15 protein-coding genes are annotated in these 16,009 nt (G+C 68.6%); 6 read left to right on the top strand and 9 right to left on the bottom strand.

Annotated features, from left to right (window positions below; all coding sequences use genetic code 11):
- The first annotated feature begins 185 nt into the window (after nt 1-185).
- Nucleotides 186-1,202 (top strand): sulfate ABC transporter substrate-binding protein, encoded by a 1,017-nt coding sequence (locus tag AC1DVI_RS06530; protein ID WP_476957234.1) that lies wholly within the window; start codon nt 186-188, stop codon nt 1,200-1,202.
- 47 nt (nt 1,203-1,249) lie between these two features.
- Nucleotides 1,250-1,846: a helix-turn-helix domain-containing protein gene (locus AC1DVI_RS06525; protein ID WP_476957233.1), complete on the top strand. Its 597-nt coding sequence runs from the start codon at nt 1,250-1,252 to the stop codon at nt 1,844-1,846.
- A gap of 7 nt (nt 1,847-1,853) precedes the next feature.
- Here AC1DVI_RS06525 and AC1DVI_RS06520 read toward each other — a convergent pair whose 3' ends face one another.
- Nucleotides 1,854-2,810: a hydrogen peroxide-inducible genes activator gene (locus AC1DVI_RS06520; RefSeq protein WP_476957232.1), complete on the bottom strand. Its 957-nt coding sequence runs from the start codon at nt 2,808-2,810 to the stop codon at nt 1,854-1,856.
- A gap of 234 nt (nt 2,811-3,044) precedes the next feature.
- Between AC1DVI_RS06520 and ahpC the strand changes: the two genes are divergently transcribed.
- Entirely contained in the window at nt 3,045-3,608 is a 564-nt protein-coding gene (gene ahpC / locus AC1DVI_RS06515) for an alkyl hydroperoxide reductase subunit C (protein WP_014198402.1), read from the top strand.
- 231 nt (nt 3,609-3,839) lie between these two features.
- Complete coding sequence (gene ahpF / locus AC1DVI_RS06510) at nt 3,840-5,435, top strand: alkyl hydroperoxide reductase subunit F (RefSeq protein WP_476957231.1); 1,596 nt, start codon at nt 3,840-3,842, stop codon at nt 5,433-5,435.
- On the opposite strand, the gene AC1DVI_RS06505 is transcribed toward ahpF, so the two are convergent.
- The 7 genes from AC1DVI_RS06505 to AC1DVI_RS06475 all read right to left on the bottom strand — a co-directional run bounded on the left by AC1DVI_RS06505 (nt 5,366) and on the right by AC1DVI_RS06475 (nt 12,794).
- Nucleotides 5,366-7,642: a xanthine dehydrogenase family protein molybdopterin-binding subunit gene (locus AC1DVI_RS06505; protein WP_476957230.1), complete on the bottom strand. Its 2,277-nt coding sequence runs from the start codon at nt 7,640-7,642 to the stop codon at nt 5,366-5,368. The genes ahpF and AC1DVI_RS06505 overlap by 70 nt on opposite strands.
- Nucleotides 7,639-8,637 carry an FAD binding domain-containing protein gene (locus tag AC1DVI_RS06500; RefSeq protein WP_476957229.1) on the bottom strand — a complete coding sequence of 333 codons (999 nt, stop codon included), beginning with the start codon at nt 8,635-8,637 and terminating at the stop codon, nt 7,639-7,641. The genes AC1DVI_RS06505 and AC1DVI_RS06500 overlap by 4 nt, the downstream gene beginning before the upstream one ends.
- Complete coding sequence (locus AC1DVI_RS06495; protein ID WP_476957228.1) at nt 8,634-9,170, bottom strand: (2Fe-2S)-binding protein; 537 nt, start codon at nt 9,168-9,170, stop codon at nt 8,634-8,636. The genes AC1DVI_RS06500 and AC1DVI_RS06495 overlap by 4 nt, the downstream gene beginning before the upstream one ends.
- 181 nt (nt 9,171-9,351) lie before the next feature.
- Nucleotides 9,352-10,950, bottom strand: coding sequence for a hypothetical protein (locus tag AC1DVI_RS06490; RefSeq protein ID WP_476957227.1), 1,599 nt, complete (start codon nt 10,948-10,950; stop codon nt 9,352-9,354).
- Nucleotides 10,951-11,181: 231 nt separating this feature from the next.
- Nucleotides 11,182-11,835 (bottom strand): metal-dependent hydrolase, encoded by a 654-nt coding sequence (locus tag AC1DVI_RS06485; RefSeq protein WP_476957226.1) that lies wholly within the window; start codon nt 11,833-11,835, stop codon nt 11,182-11,184.
- Nucleotides 11,836-12,048: 213 nt separating this feature from the next.
- Entirely contained in the window at nt 12,049-12,468 is a 420-nt protein-coding gene (locus tag AC1DVI_RS06480) for a hypothetical protein (RefSeq protein WP_114857400.1), read from the bottom strand.
- Nucleotides 12,469-12,494: 26 nt separating this feature from the next.
- Complete coding sequence (locus AC1DVI_RS06475) at nt 12,495-12,794, bottom strand: cupin domain-containing protein (RefSeq protein WP_014198409.1); 300 nt, start codon at nt 12,792-12,794, stop codon at nt 12,495-12,497.
- A gap of 243 nt (nt 12,795-13,037) precedes the next feature.
- Between AC1DVI_RS06475 and AC1DVI_RS06470 the strand changes: the two genes are divergently transcribed.
- The gene (locus AC1DVI_RS06470) at nt 13,038-14,927 is read left to right on the top strand and encodes a DEAD/DEAH box helicase (RefSeq protein WP_476957225.1); all 1,890 of its coding nucleotides are present in this window, start codon (nt 13,038-13,040) and stop codon (nt 14,925-14,927) included.
- A 90-nt stretch (nt 14,928-15,017) separates the two neighbouring features.
- A complete protein-coding gene (locus tag AC1DVI_RS06465; RefSeq protein WP_200483842.1) occupies nt 15,018-15,401 on the top strand; it encodes a response regulator in 384 nt (127 codons plus the stop codon).
- Between the two features lie 8 nt (nt 15,402-15,409).
- On the opposite strand, the gene plsY is transcribed toward AC1DVI_RS06465, so the two are convergent.
- Nucleotides 15,410-16,006, bottom strand: coding sequence for a glycerol-3-phosphate 1-O-acyltransferase PlsY (gene plsY / locus AC1DVI_RS06460; RefSeq protein ID WP_476957224.1), 597 nt, complete (start codon nt 16,004-16,006; stop codon nt 15,410-15,412).
- Nucleotides 16,007-16,009 lie beyond the last annotated feature (3 nt).

Here is a 16,009-nt window from a genome sequence, read left to right as displayed (position 1 = left end):
GTTGCGCCGTTCGGCGGGCGCAACCGTTTGACGCCGTGTTTTCACATTAAAGTTTTGATAAATGATAATCGTGCATATGTGAATTACACATCAAGCGGCAAAAGACGACTTGCCTGATAGGGATCAGCCGTGTTCAATAATCCCCGGCACAACGCCATCGACCGTCAGCCTGGGGATCACCGTTCATGCCGTCCCGCTTCAGCCAGAGCCTCATCGCCATCGGGCTGGTGACACTGGCCGCTTTGGCGACCGCCAGCGCCGCGAGCCGCAGCACGATCCTGAACGTCTCCTACGACCCGACGCGGGAGCTGTACGAGGAGTTCAACCCGGCCTTCGCCCGCACCTGGGCGGAGGCGTCGGGGGAGACGGTGGTCATCCACCAGTCGCACGGCGGATCGGGCGCACAGGCGCGCTCGGTCATCGACGGGCTGGACGCCGACGTGGTGACGCTGGCTCTGGGCTACGACGTGGATGCCATCGCCGACGCCGGGCTGATCGCGAAGGACTGGCGGACGCGTCTGCCGAACAACAGCTCCCCCTACACCTCCACCGTCGTGTTCCTGGTCCGCAAGGGCAACCCGAAACAGATCAAGGACTGGGACGATCTGGTGAAGCCGGACGTGGAGGTGGTCACGCCCAACCCGAAGACCTCGGGCGGAGCGCGCTGGAACTACCTCGCCGCCTGGGCCTACGCGCTGAAGACCAACGGCAACGACGAGGCCAAGGCCCGGCAGTTCGTCGCCGAGCTGTATCGGCATGTCCCGGTGCTGGACAGTGGCGCCCGCGGGGCCGCGCTGACCTTCGCCCGCAAGGGCGTCGGCGACGTTCTGCTGGCCTGGGAGAACGAGGCCTTCCTGTCGCTTCAGGAGTTCGGCGCCGACCAGTTCGAGATCGTCGTGCCGTCCCTGTCCATCCTCACCGAGCCGCCGGTGGCCGTGGTGGACAGCGTGGTCGACCGCAAGGGCACCCGCAAGGTGGCCGAGGCCTACGTGCAGTATCTCTACACCCGCGAGGGGCAGGAGATCGCCGCGCGGAATTTCTACCGGCCCCGCCATCCCGAACTGGCGCGGCAGTATGCCGGGCGCTTCTCCCCGGTGGCGCTGGTGACCGTGGACGACGTGTTCGGCGGCTGGCGCAACGCCCAGGCGGCCCATTTCGCGGAGGGCGCCCTGTTTGACCAGATCCAGGCGGCGCCCCGCTGAATCCCAGGGCATGAGCACGCAGTGATGGAACGGGAGGGCCAAACACCATGAGCACGACATCGACCCCCCGGAGCACGGATGGCGACGCCAACCCGCTGACCGCCGTGATCGCCGAGAACATCCGCAACTTCCGGCTCCGCCAGGGGCTGTCCGTCGACGCGCTCGCCAAGCTGTCGGGCAATAGCCGGGCGGAGCTGACGGCGGTCGAGGCCGGGCAGGGTCCGTCCAACATCGACTTCCTGTGGACCATCGCCCGCGCGCTCGACGTGCCCTTCTCCAGCCTGCTCAGCAGCGGGGGCAGCGGCGGGACCACGGTGATCCGGCGGGCGGACAGCCGGCCGCTGGCCTCGCGCGACGGGCGGTTCAGCTCGCGGGCGCTGTTTCCCTTCCGCGGGGAGCGGCAGGTGGAATTTTACGAGCTGCGCCTCGCTCCCGGCACCGATGAGCGGGCCGACGCCCACACCATCGGCACGGTGGAGAACATCCTGGTCGGGCGCGGCGTGGTCGAAATCGAGACCGGCGACGGCACCCACCGGCTGGAGGAGGGCGACACGATCCAGTTCGACGCCGACGCCCCCCACGCCTACCGCAATGTCGGCGACGGCGAGGCGCTGCTGTATCTCGTGATGACCTACGTCTTCTGAGGTCGGATCAGGCCGCGGTCCGCACGCTGGCGTCGCCGTTGGCGGGAGCCTGCGGTCCGCTGTCGCGGGACATCTCCGTCTTCAGGGCGGCGGCGAGCTGCCGGAAGGTCTCCTTGCGGCCGGAGGTGCGGCGCCAGACCAGCCCGATGCGGCGGAAGGGACGCTCGCCGCTGAGCGGGCGAACCACCACATCCAAACCGCGCAGAATCCCCGAGTCGAGCGCCATCTGCGGCAGCAGGGTCACCCCCAGACCGTTGGCGACCATCTGGACCAGCGTGTGCAGGCTGGTGCCCTGGAACGCGGCGCTTTGCCGCGCCCCCTCCATGGAGCAGGCGGCCAGCGCGTGGTCGCGCAGGCAGTGCCCGTCCTCCAGCAGCAGGAGATCCTCCAGCGCCACGTCGGACGGACGGGGCGCCGTGACGTCGCTCAGCCGGTGCTCGGGCGTGCAGACCACGGAAAAGCGGTCTTCGGCGAGGTCGATCGATTCCACGTCGCCGGACGGATAGGGCAGAGCCAGGATGGCCGCGTCCAGCTCCCCCGACTCCAGCCGGTCGAGCAGCCGGGCGGTCTGGTCCTCGCGCAGGAACAGCTTCAGTTTGGGGAAGCTGTCGCGCAGCGCCGGCATCACGCGGGGAATCAGGAAGGGGCCGATGGTCGGGATCACGCCCAGATGGAGCGGCCCGGACATCGGGTCCTCCACCGAGCGGGCCATGTCCACCAGCTCCTCCGCCCCCTTCAGGACGGTGCGGGCGCGGTCGGCGATCTCGCGGCCCAGCGGGGTCGGCAGGACGGTGCGCCGCGTGCGCTCCAGCAGCGGGGCGCCCAGCAGATTCTCCAATTCCTGGATGCCGGCGCTGAGCGTGGACTGGCTGACGAGGCACGCCTCCGCCGCCTTGCCGAAATGGCAGCGATCGACGACGGCGACGAGGTAGTGGAGCTGACGCAGGGTGGGAAGCGGCTTCATGCACTGCACAATAATCGGTTTTATCGATCAAAGCGATTGGTATTTTTCGCTTCCATCGCTGACCCATTGCCCCTAACTTCCCTGGTGTCAAGCGACCAACGAGGGGGGAGCAGACTTCCGGCAGGGATGCCGCGGCACCGGTAACCCGGATGGGACACCATCGGGGAGACGGCGCCAAGCGGGCAGGACACCGGAGTGACGCTTGCTCCAATCATTCAGACTGATGGAGAAATCATGTCCTTGATCAACACCGAGATTAAGCCGTTCAAGGCGACCGCTTTCAAGGGCGGCAAGTTCATCGACGTCAGCGACGCCGACCTGAAGGGCAAGTGGTCGGTCGTCTTCTTCTACCCGGCGGACTTCACTTTCGTGTGCCCGACCGAGCTGGAAGACCTGGCCGATAACTACAGCGAGTTCCAGAAGCTCGGCGTTGAGATCTACAGCGTTTCGACCGACACCCACTTCTGCCACAAGGCCTGGCACGACACCTCGCCGGCCATCGGCAAGATCGCCTACACCATGGTCGGCGACCCGACTGGCACGATCTGCCGCAACTTCGAGATCCTGATCGAGGAGAAGGGCCTCGCCGACCGCGGCACCTTCGTCGTCGACCCGGACGGCAAGATCCAGATCATCGAGATCACCGCCGGCGGCATCGGCCGCGACGCCCGCGAGCTGCTCCGCAAGGTGAAGGCCGCCCAGTACGTCGCCTCGCACCCGGGCGAGGTCTGCCCGGCCAAGTGGGAAGAGGGTGAGAAGACGCTCGCTCCGTCGCTCGACCTCGTCGGCAAGATCTAAGCCTCTCCGGCTTGATCCTCTGGGAACCGCCGGCCGCAACCGCGGCCGGGCGGTTCGGCCACGGCCACGCCGGCCGCGGCGCCACGGCTTCGGGCCCGGATCGATTCCGGGCCCGGATCACGAGTGGCCGTCATCCGTTCCACAAGAAACGCTTCAACGAAATTCTGCTGCCCGGACCCGCCCTGGCGCCACCGGGCTCGCTTCGAAAAACCACTTTCGGGAGCCCTCGCCGTGTTGGATAGCAACGTCAAAGGCCAGCTCAAGGCCTATTTCGACAAGATCACGCAGCCCATCGAACTGGCCGCCTCCCTGGATGACGGCGCCAAATCGCAGGATATGCAGGCTCTGCTGCAGGACATCGCGTCCCTGTCGGACAAGATCACCTTCGTCCGCAGCGACGACGACGCGCGCAAGCCCTCCTTCGCGATCAAGCGCACCGGCACCGATGTTGGCGTCCGCTTCGCCGGCCTGCCGATGGGCCACGAATTCAATTCCCTCATCCTCGCCCTGCTGCAGGTCGGCGGCCACCCCTCCAAGGAGTCGGCGGAGGTCATCGAGCAGGTGAAGGCGCTGGAGGGTGAGTACAGCTTCGAGACCTACTTCTCGCTGTCCTGCCAGAACTGCCCCGACGTGGTGCAGGCCCTGAACCTGATGAGCGTTTTGAACCCGCGGATCAAGCATGTCGCCATCGACGGCGCGCTGTTCCAGCAGGAGGTCGACTCGCGCAAGATCATGGCCGTCCCGTCGATCTTCCTGAACGGCGAGCCGTTCGGCCAGGGCCGCATGGGGCTGGAGCAGATCCTCGCCAAGATCGACACCGGCGCCGCGCAGCGCGACGCCGAGAAGATCAAGGCCAAGGACGCCTTCGACGTGCTGGTGATCGGCGGCGGCCCGGCCGGCGCCGCGGCGGCGATCTACGCGGCCCGCAAGGGCATCCGCACCGGCGTTGCGGCGGAGCGCTTCGGCGGGCAGGTGCTGGACACCATGGCCATCGAGAACTTCATCTCCGTGTCCCACACCGAAGGGCCGAAGCTGGCCGCGGCGCTGGAGCAGCACGTCAAGGAGTATGAGGTCGACGTGATGAACCTGCAGCGGGCGGAGAAGCTGATCCCCGCCGAGGGTCCGAGCGGCCTGATCGAGGTCCAACTCGCCAACGGCGCCTCGCTGAAGTCCAAGACGGTGATCCTGTCCACCGGCGCCCGCTGGCGCCAGATGGGCGTCCCCGGCGAGGACGAGTACCGCAACAAGGGCGTGGCCTATTGCCCGCACTGCGACGGCCCGCTGTTCAAAGGCAAGCGCGTGTCGGTCATCGGCGGCGGCAACTCCGGTGTCGAGGCCGCTATCGACCTCGCCGGCATCGTCGCCGAGGTGACGCTGATCGAGTTCGACAGCCAGCTCCGCGCCGACGAGGTGCTCCAGCGCAAGCTGCGCAGCCTGCCCAACGTGCGCGTCATCACCTCGGGCCTGACGACCGAAGTGCATGGCGACGGCACCAAGGTGACCGGCCTCAGCTACAAGAACCGCAACACCGGCGAGGTGCACCGGATCGATCTGGAAGGCATCTTCGTGCAGATCGGCCTCGTGCCCAACACCGAGTGGCTGAAGGGCTCGGTGGCGCTGAGCCCGCGCGGCGAGATCGAGGTGGACGCCCGCGGCCAGACCTCCGTCCCCGGCGTGTTCGCAGGGGAGGGCTTTTCTCCTCCCCCTGCGCAGCGGGGGGAGGTCGGGAGGGGGGCCCTAGCGACCACCCGCCCTCGTCAGCGCAGCCCCGCCAGCACCTTGTCCAGCGTGATCGGGAAATCGCGCACACGCACGCCGGTCGCGTGATGGATGGCGTTGGCGATGGCGGCGGGAACGCCGACGATGCCAATCTCGCCGACCCCCTTGGCGCCCAGCGCGTTGACCTTGTCGTCGTGCTCCTCGACGAACAGCACGTCGATGTCCGGCACGTCGGCGTTCACCGGGACATGGTACTCCGCGTAGTCGTGGTTCATCACGCGGCCCAGCCGGTGGTCGGTGAAGGCCTCCTCCTCCAGACCCATGCCGATGCCCCAAACCACGGCGCCCTGGATCTGGCTGCGCGCCGTCTTGGGGTTGATGATGCGGCCGGCGGCGATGGCGCTGACCACGCGGGCCACCCGGACGGTGCCGAGATCCTCGTCCACCCGGACCTCCACGAAGACGGCGGAATGGGTGGCGAAGGTGTGCCGCGCCCGCGCCAGCAGATAGGGCAGGGCGCGCGCCTCCTCCTCGATGGACAGGGTGCCGGAGCCGCGCATCACGTCGGTGATGGACAGCCGCCGCGCCCGGTCGTCCCGGACGATCAGATGGCCGTCGGCGAAGAGAATGTCCTCCTCCGCCACGCCCTTCAGCGGGCTGTCCTCCAGCTTTCCGGCCAACGTGACCAGTTGTGAGCGCACCCGGTCGCACACCGCCTTCACCGCCGACCCGACGGTGGAGACGGTCCAGGAGCCGCCTTCGATGGGGGCGGTGGGAAGCGAGGAATCGCCCAGGCAGAAGGTCACCTCCCCGATCGGCAGGCCCAGCACGTCGGCGGCGATCTGCGTCATGACGGTGTAGGTGCCGGTGCCGATGTCGGCGGTGGCGCTGGACACCACCAGCTTCCCGTCGACGCCCAGGACCGCCTTGGCCGCGGCCTGCCCCTGCATGGCGTCCCACACGCCGGTCGCCATGCCCCAGCCGATCAACTCGCGGCCCTCGCGCATGGAGCGCGGCGCGGGGCTGCGCTTCGCCCAGCCGAACCGCTCCGCCCCGTGCCGGAAGCAGGCGCGCAGCTCTTTGCTGGAGAAAGGGTTTCCGGTGTTCGGATCGGTCTCCGCGTAGTTCCTCAGGCGAAGCTCCACCGGGTCCATGCCGAGCTTGCAGGCCAGCTCGTCCATGGCGATCTCCAGAGCCGGGACGCCGGTCGCGGCACCCGGCGCGCGCTGGTCCAGCGGCGTGTGCACGTCCAGCCGCGACAGCGTGTAGTCCAGCCGGACATTGTCGCAGGCGTACTGCTGGCCCGACCAGTTGACGACGATCTCCACATAATTCTCGTTCCGCGAGCTTTCCTGCACCGCCTCGTGGATCAGCGCGCGCAGCGTGCCGTCGCGGTCGGCGCCCAGGGCCACCCGTTGGATGGTTTCGGGCCGGTGGCCGAAGCTGAACATCTGCGGGCGCGACAGCTCCACCCGGACGGAGCGTTTCAACTGCGTCGCCGCCAGCATGGCCATGAAGAGCTGATGCTGCGGCCGCAATCCGGAGCCGAAGGCGCCGCCGACGAAGGGCGACATCACCCGCACGGCGGATTTGGCCAGGCCGAAGACGTTGCAGACGTAGGTGTGGCAGTTCTGCACGCCCTGGGTCTTGTCGTGGACGGTCAGCGTGCCGTCGTCGTGGTGCAGGACGGTGGTGGCGTGCATCTCCATCGGGTTGTGGTATTCCGCCGCCTGGGTGAATTCCGCGTCCACTTGGACGGGTGAGTCCAGGAAGGCCTGTTCCGGGTTGCCGCGCGGCTTCGGCGGGGGCTGGAAACCGCCCTTCTCCTTGCCGGGGGTGAAGCTGTTCGCGCGGTTGGCGCGCAAGTCAGTCTGATGGGGAGCCGCCTCATACTCGATGTGGACGAGACGGGCGGCGTAGCGGGCCAGCTCGAAGCTCTCGGCGATCACCAGCGCCACCGGCTGGAGCGCGTGGTGGATCTCCGCGTCGTAGAGCGGGCGGAACGGCGCCCCCTTGGGCGCGTCGTCGTCCTTCCATTTGCGGTCGAACCAGGCGAGGCTCGGCCGGTTTTCGTGGGTGAAGACGTGGATGACGCCGGGCAGGGCCAGCGCCGCCGCCGTGTCGATGCGGGTGATCCGCCCACGCGCGATGGCGCTGGAGACGATGCAGCCGTGGGCGAGGTCCGGCAAGCTGAACTCGGCGGCGTAATGGGCGTTGCCGGTCACCTTCTTGCGTCCGTCCACCCGGTTGACAGGCTTGCCGATCGGGCCGTTGGGCTCCGTCAGGAAGCCGGGAATGCTGGGAATGGCGGTCATGGGCGGGACGCTCCCTTGCGGTCGGCGGCTTCGCTCAGGGCGCGGACGATGGCGCGCTCGGCGAGTTCGATCTTGAAGCCGTTGTGCTCGTGCCCCTTGGCGTCGCGCAGCAGCACGCGCGCGGCGGCACGGAAGCTGTCGGGCGTGGCGGGCTTGCCGATGAGGGCGGCCTCTGCCTCCGGGTCGCGCCAGGGCTTGTGGGCAACCCCGCCCAGCGCCAGACGGGCGTCGCGGACGGTGCTCCCATCCAGCTCCAGACCCGCCGCGACCGACACCAGCGCGAAGGCGTAGGAGGCACGGTCGCGGATTTTCAGATAGGTGGAGTGCTCGGCGAAGCCCCTGGACGGAAGGTCGATCGCGGTGACGAGGTCGCCCGGCCGCAGGACCGTGTCGATCTCCGGGCGGTCGCCGGGCAGGCGGTGGAACTCGGCGAAGGGGATGCTGCGCTCACCGTCCGGCCCGGTCACCTGGACCACCGCTTCGAGCGCCGCCAGAGCGACGCAGAGGTCGGAGGGGTGGACGGCGATGCACTGGTCGCTGGCGCCCAGGATGGCGTGGATGCGGTTCACCCCGCCGATCGCGCCGCAGCCCGACCCCGGCTGCCGTTTGTTGCAGGGGGTGGCGGTGTCGTAGAAGTAGTAGCAGCGGGTCCGCTGCAACAGGTTGCCGCCGTTGGTCGCCATGTTGCGGAGCTGCGCCGAAGCTCCCGCGAGAATCGCCTTGGACAGCATGGGGTAGCGGGTCTGCACGCGCTCGTCGTAGGCCGTGTCGGCGTTGCGGGCCAGCGCGCCCAGCCGCAGGCCGCCCCCCGCCGTTTCCTCGATCCGGTCCAGCGGCAGGCGGGAGATGTCGACCAGCTCTTCGGGGCGCAGCACGTCGGCCTTCATCAGGTCGAGCAGGTTGGTCCCCCCGGCGACGAAGGCCGTCCCGGAGGCGCCGGCCCGTCCGACCGCGTCCGCCGCGCTGTCGGCGCGGGCATAGGTGAAGGATCTCATGGCGCGCCCTCCGCCTTCGGGGCGGCGGTGGCCATGGCCTGCCGGATCGCCGCGACGATGTTGGGATAGGCCCCGCAGCGGCAGAGGTTGCCGCTCATCAACTCGCGGATCTCGTCGTCGGTGGTGGCCTTGCCCTCGGCGATCAGCCCGGCGGCGGAACAGATCTGTCCGGGCGTGCAGTAGCCGCACTGGAAGGCGTCATGCTCGATGAAGGCTTCCTGGAGCGGGTGGAGCGCGTCGCCGGTGGTCAACCCCTCGATGGTGGTGACCTTGCGACCGTCCTGCATCGCCGCCAGCGTCAGGCAGGAGTTGATGCGCCGCCCGTCCACCAGGACGGTGCAGGCCCCGCACTGGCCGTGGTCGCAGCCTTTCTTGGTGCCGGTCAGGTCGAGTTGCAGGCGCAGCGCGTCCAGCAGCGTCGTCCACGGCGCGAGGTGAAGCGTCCGCTCCACCCCGTTGACGTTCAATGTGACGGGAATCGGTGCTGGGGGCGGCGCGGGGGCCGGGCGCAGGCTGGCCTTGAGCGGTGCCATGGAGACTCCGGATCTGCGGGGGAGCGCCGGACGCCGCCACGAACAAGGGCTGCGCCGGCTTCACATGTCCGGACCAACAGGAGGTTGGCACCGCCGTTCCGAAGCCGGAATGAACCAGCCGGGAACGGGCGCCGCCGCATCCTGGGCACACGCTGAAATAATGGGGTTCGGCGGCTCGCCGTTACTTCTTTGCGGTGCCGGCGATGCCGGACTTCTCCGCAGCATCCAGCAGGGTGACGACCTCCGGGGCGACCCACCAGCGGCAGCGCTTGCGCTCGTCGCTCGACACGGCGATCACGCGGTCGATCAGGCGGGTTTCGGCCGCGCCGAACGTCTTCTGCTGTCGCAAGGCCGCCTCGATCACCCCGGCGAGCGTTATGTCGAGCGCGGTGATCTCGATGGGGTAGCTCAGCATGTCCGCCAGATCGGCGAGCTGCCCCAGCATCCTGAGCCCTTCCGCGGCGCCGGTGGAGGACAGGCGGCGGAAGACCGTGGCGACGTGGTTGCCGTCCTCGGCCCGCCACGGCTTGCCGGACGACACGATGCCGCGCCGCGCCAGCTGCGCCTGGAACTCGTTCACGAAGCGCACGCGCTCCATCAGCGGGTCCAGCACGCTGTGCATGGTCAGCGCCTCGATCCGCCGCGCCAGGACCGGAGCGAGATCCTCATGCACCGCGTTGCTCAGCTCGCGGAACGCCTGATGGACCATGTTGCGTTCGCGGTCGGTGGTGTCCAGCTCCAGCGCGTGGACGGCGTCGTACCAAGCCAGGAAATGCTGCAGCTGGGACGAGGGATGGTCGCGGTCGTCCACCGCGTCCGCCACCAGCAGGCCCGGCTTGCTGAGGAAGCTGCCGGTCAGCGTGGCCTTCAGCGCCTCCGCGGCGACCAGAAGCCGGCCGATGATCGCGTCTTTGGCCACGGCGACGGGGAAGGCTTCGAACAGGCGGGTCGCCAGGGCGGCATCGTCGCGCCGGTGCAGGCCGGCCACCGCGAACATGGCCGCCCCTTCGCGCGTGCAGTCGCCGCGCCGCACCATCTCCCGCGCCAGACGCACCGGGTCGCCGTGCAGCAGCGAGGGCAGGGGCTGGCCCGCCCAGGCGGGGGCGGCCTGAAGGATGGTTTCCATCCGCTCCAGCTCCGCGCGGGAGACGCCTTCGCGCTGGCGCACGCCGTGACGTTTCAACATCTGCGCACGGAAGCCCGACACCTCGGCCAGGAAGGCGGTCGCCTCCGTCGGCGTGGCGCGCAGGCGAGCCAGCACGGCGAGGCTGCGCTGGCGCAGCTCGTCGGCCCAGACCTGTGCCTCGGCGGAGGCGAAGATCTCGTTCAGCGGCTGGTCCTTGGCGAGCCGGGCCACCGTCTCCTGGACGCGGCCGACCAGCGGCTCCAGGCGCGGGGCCAGGGCGAACCACCAGGCGCTGACGTCCGCCAGATGCAGGGCGCCGGCCAGCCGGACCCCGCTGGTCAGCAGGGAATCGTCGCGCAGGATCAGCGCGTCGAACAGGCCGGTCCAGACGCGGCGCGCGTGCTCGGACCGCCGCCCGTTCAGCATGGTGACCAGCATCTGGGCGACCGGCTCGGCCATGTCGTCCAGATACCCGTCGCGGATCATCTTGTAGAGCTGGAGCTTCTGCCCGTGGTCCAGCGGGGCCAGCACATCGGAGACACGCTTCAGGCTGTTGTCCTGTCCGCCGGGCAGATCGGGCAGGGCGAGGTGGAGCGGCATCGCCGTCACCGCGTTGGGCGAAACGCCCTCAACAGCCTGTGTCTCTTTCGACATCCGGAGCTTTGCCATGGTCGGACCCATCCGCATCGAAGCGTGTGGAAATTCAATCTAAGATCGATTGGATATGGTCGTTAGAATATGCCTAAAAAGCCTAACGAATCGCTAAGCGGTGACAAAGACAGGTTTCCGCGGTCTCCATGACGAAATGCAACAAGGTTGACGAAGCAGAAGGCAAAGATAAGTCATTGACCGTTACATTTAAAACACAACCCGAGAGGTCATGCTTCATCCTTTCAGCGGACGGGTCCTTGCGGGCTCTGTGGGCTTGCGGGCGGGGATCGGTGGCGCGCTGCGCTCCCGCCCCTCCTCTCCGAGGAAGCCCTGCGCCGCGACGACGGCGGAACGCCACGGGCGGTCCATCGCCATCCAGTTCTCGAAGGGCAGGCGGTCGAGGGGCAGGCCCGGCCAGGATGCGGAAAACAGGCCGGAGATCATCCAGCCGGCCAGCAGGGTGACCGCCAACTGCTCCGAGAACCCGCCGGTCTTCAGGATCGGGAGCGCGAAGTTGCGCCGCCGCTTGATCGGCCAGAGCAGCGGCAGCCCCGCCGGGGTCAGCAGGTCACCCGCCAGATGGGTCAGATAGCCGATCAGGAAGGGCAGGATCAGGTGCGAGTAGTCCGCGTATTCGTGCAGGACCCACAGGCAGCCGACGATGGCCAGCGTGGAGTGGGTGACGCCGCGATGCCCGAAAACGGCGGAGATGATGTTCGACAGGGGCCGCATCAACTGGCCGAGCGTCGATTTCGGGTGGTCGATGTCGGGCGCCAGCGACCCGACCACCGCCGCCCCGAAGGCCACCACGTCGAAGGGCAGACCGAAACGCGCCGAGGCGTAGAACCACGCCGCCCCGCCGACGATCATGTGGGAGGACGCCATCATGGTCGGTCACCGCCGGATGAACGATGAGGCACAGGGCGTTTGAACGCGCGGAGGCTGTGCCTGGGTGACGGCCACTCTGTCGGATGCTCCCGGATTCCTGGTTCCTAACACTAGGACAGAAGTCGCGCCCACACAATCCCGGCCTGATCAAGAGGGATTCCGAAATGACATGGCGCCTATGCGTTCATGCGCGTCCGCGATGGAGCTACGCCCTCAGCCGGCCGGGCCGCGGCTGCAGGTGGCGCCGATGGCGCGAAGGGCGTTGCGCACCCGCCCGACGCTCTCCCGGTCCGGCAGGCTGTACCAGGTGATCGTCAGGGCGACCGGTGCGGCGCGGCGCAGGCCATGGACGTCGCCGGGAGCGGCCTCGACGACGCGGCCCTGGCTGCCGACGAACCAGCGCCAGCGCTGGCCCTCCCCGTCGGCCAGCGACTGCCAGACCTCGCGGGAGTCCCGGTAATAGGCCCCGCCCCCGGCGTCCGCCGCGTCGGCGTAGAGGTAGAGCGGGTTTTCCGGCGACAGCGAGAGCAGCAAATGCTGGACGGACCGCGGCCCGCCGGTGCGGATGACGGCGTCGGGAAGCGGCTCATCGCCGTCCTGGCCATAGTCGAACATGGTGGAGCCGCGGTGCATCGGTCAGTCGGATCGGGCGTGAGAGGTCAGCCGGGCTGGAGGAATTCGACCTCGACGAAGACGATGTCGCTGTCGCCGTCGTTGATGACGTTGTGGCTGACGCCGGCCTTGCGGAAATAGGAGCGGCCCGGTTCCAGCGGGAATTGGCGGGCGTTGCCGTCCGGATCGACGATGGTGAAGGCGCCGGCCGTCACTGGGACGATCACATAGTCGTAGCCGTGCACGTGGGCGCCGGTCTCGGCCCCCGGCACAAGGCGCCATTCGGTGACGCGGGTGCGCTCGTTCTCGACATGCTGGGTGGAAACCGCCTGCGGACGGGTGCTCATTTCTCGGTGCCCTCCTTGCTCTTCCCGTTGGGTCTTTGCAAAAGAACAATTCGTGTACCACGAAGCCCGATCCGCGCCCAGACCGAAGCGCACCCGGCGTATTTCCTTCGGACTCCTTTGGCGAGCGCCCCCCTCCTTTGGGGGAGTCCTACCTACGATTGAATCCGTGACCCGACGACTCCCCGCAGCTTAGCCTTGCCGGTCCGTACCGCGGAAACCGTCAGGGAGGGGCGTCAGGCCGGCATGCCAGCGTTGAGGAGCCACCAGACCATGGTCGCCGGCGTCGCCGCGGCCATCGCGCAGCGGCAGACGGACGTGCGGGACGTTCTGGCCGCGGTAACGCCGGGTGGGGGCAAGTCGCTGCTGCCGGTGATCATGGGGGCGGCGCTGATGCGCGCCGGGCTGATCGACCGCATCTGCTGGATCGTGCCGCGCGACAGCCTGCGCCGGCAGGCGGAGGAGGCCTTCGCCGACCCGCGCTGGCGCGAGGCGCTGGGCCACGGGATCGCGCTGCGGGCGGCGGAGAATGGGCGCGATCCCTGCCGTGGCCTCCAGGGCTACGTCACCACTTATCAGGCGGTCGCCGCGGCGCCGGACCTGCACCTTCAGGAGTTCCGCCGCCACCGGTACCTGCTGGCCGTGGACGAGTTGCACCACCTGCCCGCCGTCGCCGACACCGGAACGGCGGCCACGGCGGAGGACGAGACGGCCTGGAGCCGTTCCATCCTGCCGCTTCTGGAAAGCGCCGCCGCACGGCTGCTGATGAGCGGCACGCTGGAACGGGCGGACGGGCGCCCCATCCTCTGGCTGCCCTACCGCGCGCCGCAGGGGGTGCGACGGGTGCGCGAGATCGACTTTAAGGCGCCGGGCTGGGCCATCGTCGGCTACTCGCGGCGGCAGGCGCTGGCCGAGAAGGCCATTCTGCCGGTGACCTTCGGGGCGATGGACGGCACCGCGACGTGGCTGGACGCGGAGCGGACGACGCGCAGCGTCGACGCGCTCTCCCGCGCCGGGGAGAACACCCGCGACGCCCTGTTCACCGCGCTGCGCACCGGCTTCGCCCAGGCCATGCTGCGCGAGGCCTACCGCTCCTGCCGCGAGCACCGGGCGAAGCGGCGCGCGGCAGGGAAGGGTTCGGGGAACGGTCCGGAGGGCGCAGGGCTGGGCAAGCTGCTGGTGATCGCGCCGGACCAGGAGACCGCCCGCAACTACCTCGACACGCTGCGCGGCTGGATGCCCGGCGCGCAGGCGGCGCGGATGGCCCAGATCGCCATTTCCGAACGGCGCGACGCGCAGGAGGTGGTGGCCGCCTTCCGCCTGCGCCCGGAACCCGCCGTGCTGGTGTCCGTCGCCATGGCCTACGAGGGGCTGGACGCGCCGGCCATCTCGCACGTCGCCTGCCTGACCCACATCCGCTCCCGCCCCTGGCTGGAGCAGGCCATCGCGCGGGCCACCCGCGTCGATCCCCACGCCGGCGCCTACGAGCAGCAGCGGGCGGTGATCTACCACCCCTCCGACATGATGTTCGAGCGGTTCCGCCAGATGGTGGAAACCCAGCAGGGGACGCGGGCCATGGTCAAGACCCGGCGCCAGCACGAGCTCCCCTTCGAGCGCACGGTGGAGGCGGAGCCGGAGATCATCCCGCTGGAATCCAACGCGACGGCCCTGCGTTTCGCCGTGGTCGCTCCCGGCCCCGATTTCGGCAACCCGTCGCCGGGGCACGATTCCGCCGACCGCCCCTCGGCCGAGCGCGCATCAAAAGATGGGGTGCAGGTGCCGAGCGCCGTGGAGCATCATCTGCGCCAGCGCATCGGCCAGATCGTGGCGGCCCAGGTGATCGAGGACCAGGACAACAACCTCGTCGCCGAGGGGCCGGTCAGCTACCACACCTACAACGCCGTGCTGAAGCGCTGCATGAACAAGGCGCGGTCGGAGATGACCCTGTCGGAACTGGAGGCCGCCCTCGGCTGGCTGGAGCGCAACCGCATCTCCGACCATCTGCATCTGATCGCCGACGACCCGCAATACCGCTGGTCGAGCCGCCGCAAGGCCCGTGGGGCGGGGTCGCTCACGGCCTTTTCAAAACCATCCCGCCGGACGCCACCCCATGGTACCGTGAAGCCGGCGTCCTAAATAACGCACGCCGCCACACTTTTTTGCAGGAGCGAAGCAACCGGCCTTCGTGGAGAGTGTCGGCCCGTTCGCCACCCGTGGAGGTTACCGGTGCGTTTCGCGAGGTCACTCAATATTCTTCTCGTGGAGGATGACTCGCTCACCGCCATGGCGATGGCCCGCATGCTGGAAATGGCCCATTGCACGGTCACCACCGTGACGGATGGGGAGGCAGGGCTGAGCGCCCTGGCCGAAGGCTCCTTCGATGCGCTGATCACCGACTTGGTGATGCCCCGGCTGGGCGGCGAAGCGATGATCCGTCAATTGCGCTTCGACTGGCCCGACCTGCCCATCGTCGTCCTGTCGGCTTCGCCGCCCGAGGACGGAATCCCCGGATTGCAGGACGGGGAGGGTGGACCGCTGGTGATCCTGAGGAAGCCCGTCCTGGCGGGGGAATTGCTGACGGCGATGGAGCAGGTGTTCCTAAAGACCTGAGCGGACGCTCATCCAACCTTCTTCTTGCCGAAGCTGATCTTCGGTTCCTCGCCCTTCAGCAGACGCTTGATGTTCGCGGAATGGCGGATGGCGACCAGCACGGCGATGAACAGGCACAGGCCTGCCACCAGCGGCCCGCCGAAGATCCAGCCGAAGATCGGGCTGAGGCCAAGCGCGGTCAGGGCCGACAGCGACGAGATCTTGAACAGGAAGGCCATGGCGAGCCACGTCGCGCAGGCGATCACGCCGACCGGCCAGGACACGGCCAGCAGCACGCCGAGCGCCGTCGCCACGCCCTTGCCACCCTTGAAGCCGAGCCAGACCGGGAAGGTGTGCCCCAGCATGGCGCCGCCCGCCGCGAAGACCGCGGCCTCCGGCCCCGCCCAGGCGAGGGCGAGCAGGGCGGCGATGGCGCCCTTGCCGCTGTCCAGGATCAGGGTGGCGGCGGCCAGCGGCTTGTTGCCGGTGCGCAGCACGTTGGTGGCGCCAATGTTGCCGGAGCCGATCTGGCGGATGTCGCCCAGGCCGGCCAGCCGAGTCAGCACCAGCCCGAAGGGGATCGAGCCCAGCAGATAGCCCAGCAGGGCCGAGATGAGGATCGTCACCCT

Source organism: Azospirillum sp. P4_B5 (genome assembly GCF_056402275.1).
Note: the sequence above shows the minus strand (reverse complement) of the source record. Positions and strands in the feature narration are given on the sequence as shown.

Bases quoted from the DNA above. Each gene is read 5' to 3' on its own strand.
- AC1DVI_RS06475 (WP_014198409.1), bottom strand. From the start codon at position 12,794: ATGAGCACCCGTCCGCAGGCGGTTTCCACCCAGCATGTCGAGAACGAG.
- AC1DVI_RS06485 (WP_476957226.1), bottom strand. From the start codon at position 11,835: ATGATGGCGTCCTCCCACATGATCGTCGGCGGGGCGGCGTGGTTCTAC.
- ahpC (WP_014198402.1), top strand. From the start codon at position 3,045: ATGTCCTTGATCAACACCGAGATTAAGCCGTTCAAGGCGACCGCTTTC.
- AC1DVI_RS06470 (WP_476957225.1), top strand. From the start codon at position 13,038: ATGCCAGCGTTGAGGAGCCACCAGACCATGGTCGCCGGCGTCGCCGCG.
- AC1DVI_RS06530 (WP_476957234.1), top strand. From the start codon at position 186: ATGCCGTCCCGCTTCAGCCAGAGCCTCATCGCCATCGGGCTGGTGACA.
- AC1DVI_RS06505 (WP_476957230.1), bottom strand. From the start codon at position 7,642: ATGACCGCCATTCCCAGCATTCCCGGCTTCCTGACGGAGCCCAACGGC.
- AC1DVI_RS06525 (WP_476957233.1), top strand. From the start codon at position 1,250: ATGAGCACGACATCGACCCCCCGGAGCACGGATGGCGACGCCAACCCG.
- AC1DVI_RS06495 (WP_476957228.1), bottom strand. From the start codon at position 9,170: ATGGCACCGCTCAAGGCCAGCCTGCGCCCGGCCCCCGCGCCGCCCCCA.
- AC1DVI_RS06520 (WP_476957232.1), bottom strand. From the start codon at position 2,810: ATGAAGCCGCTTCCCACCCTGCGTCAGCTCCACTACCTCGTCGCCGTC.
- AC1DVI_RS06500 (WP_476957229.1), bottom strand. From the start codon at position 8,637: ATGAGATCCTTCACCTATGCCCGCGCCGACAGCGCGGCGGACGCGGTC.
- AC1DVI_RS06490 (WP_476957227.1), bottom strand. From the start codon at position 10,950: ATGTCGAAAGAGACACAGGCTGTTGAGGGCGTTTCGCCCAACGCGGTG.
- AC1DVI_RS06480 (WP_114857400.1), bottom strand. From the start codon at position 12,468: ATGCACCGCGGCTCCACCATGTTCGACTATGGCCAGGACGGCGATGAG.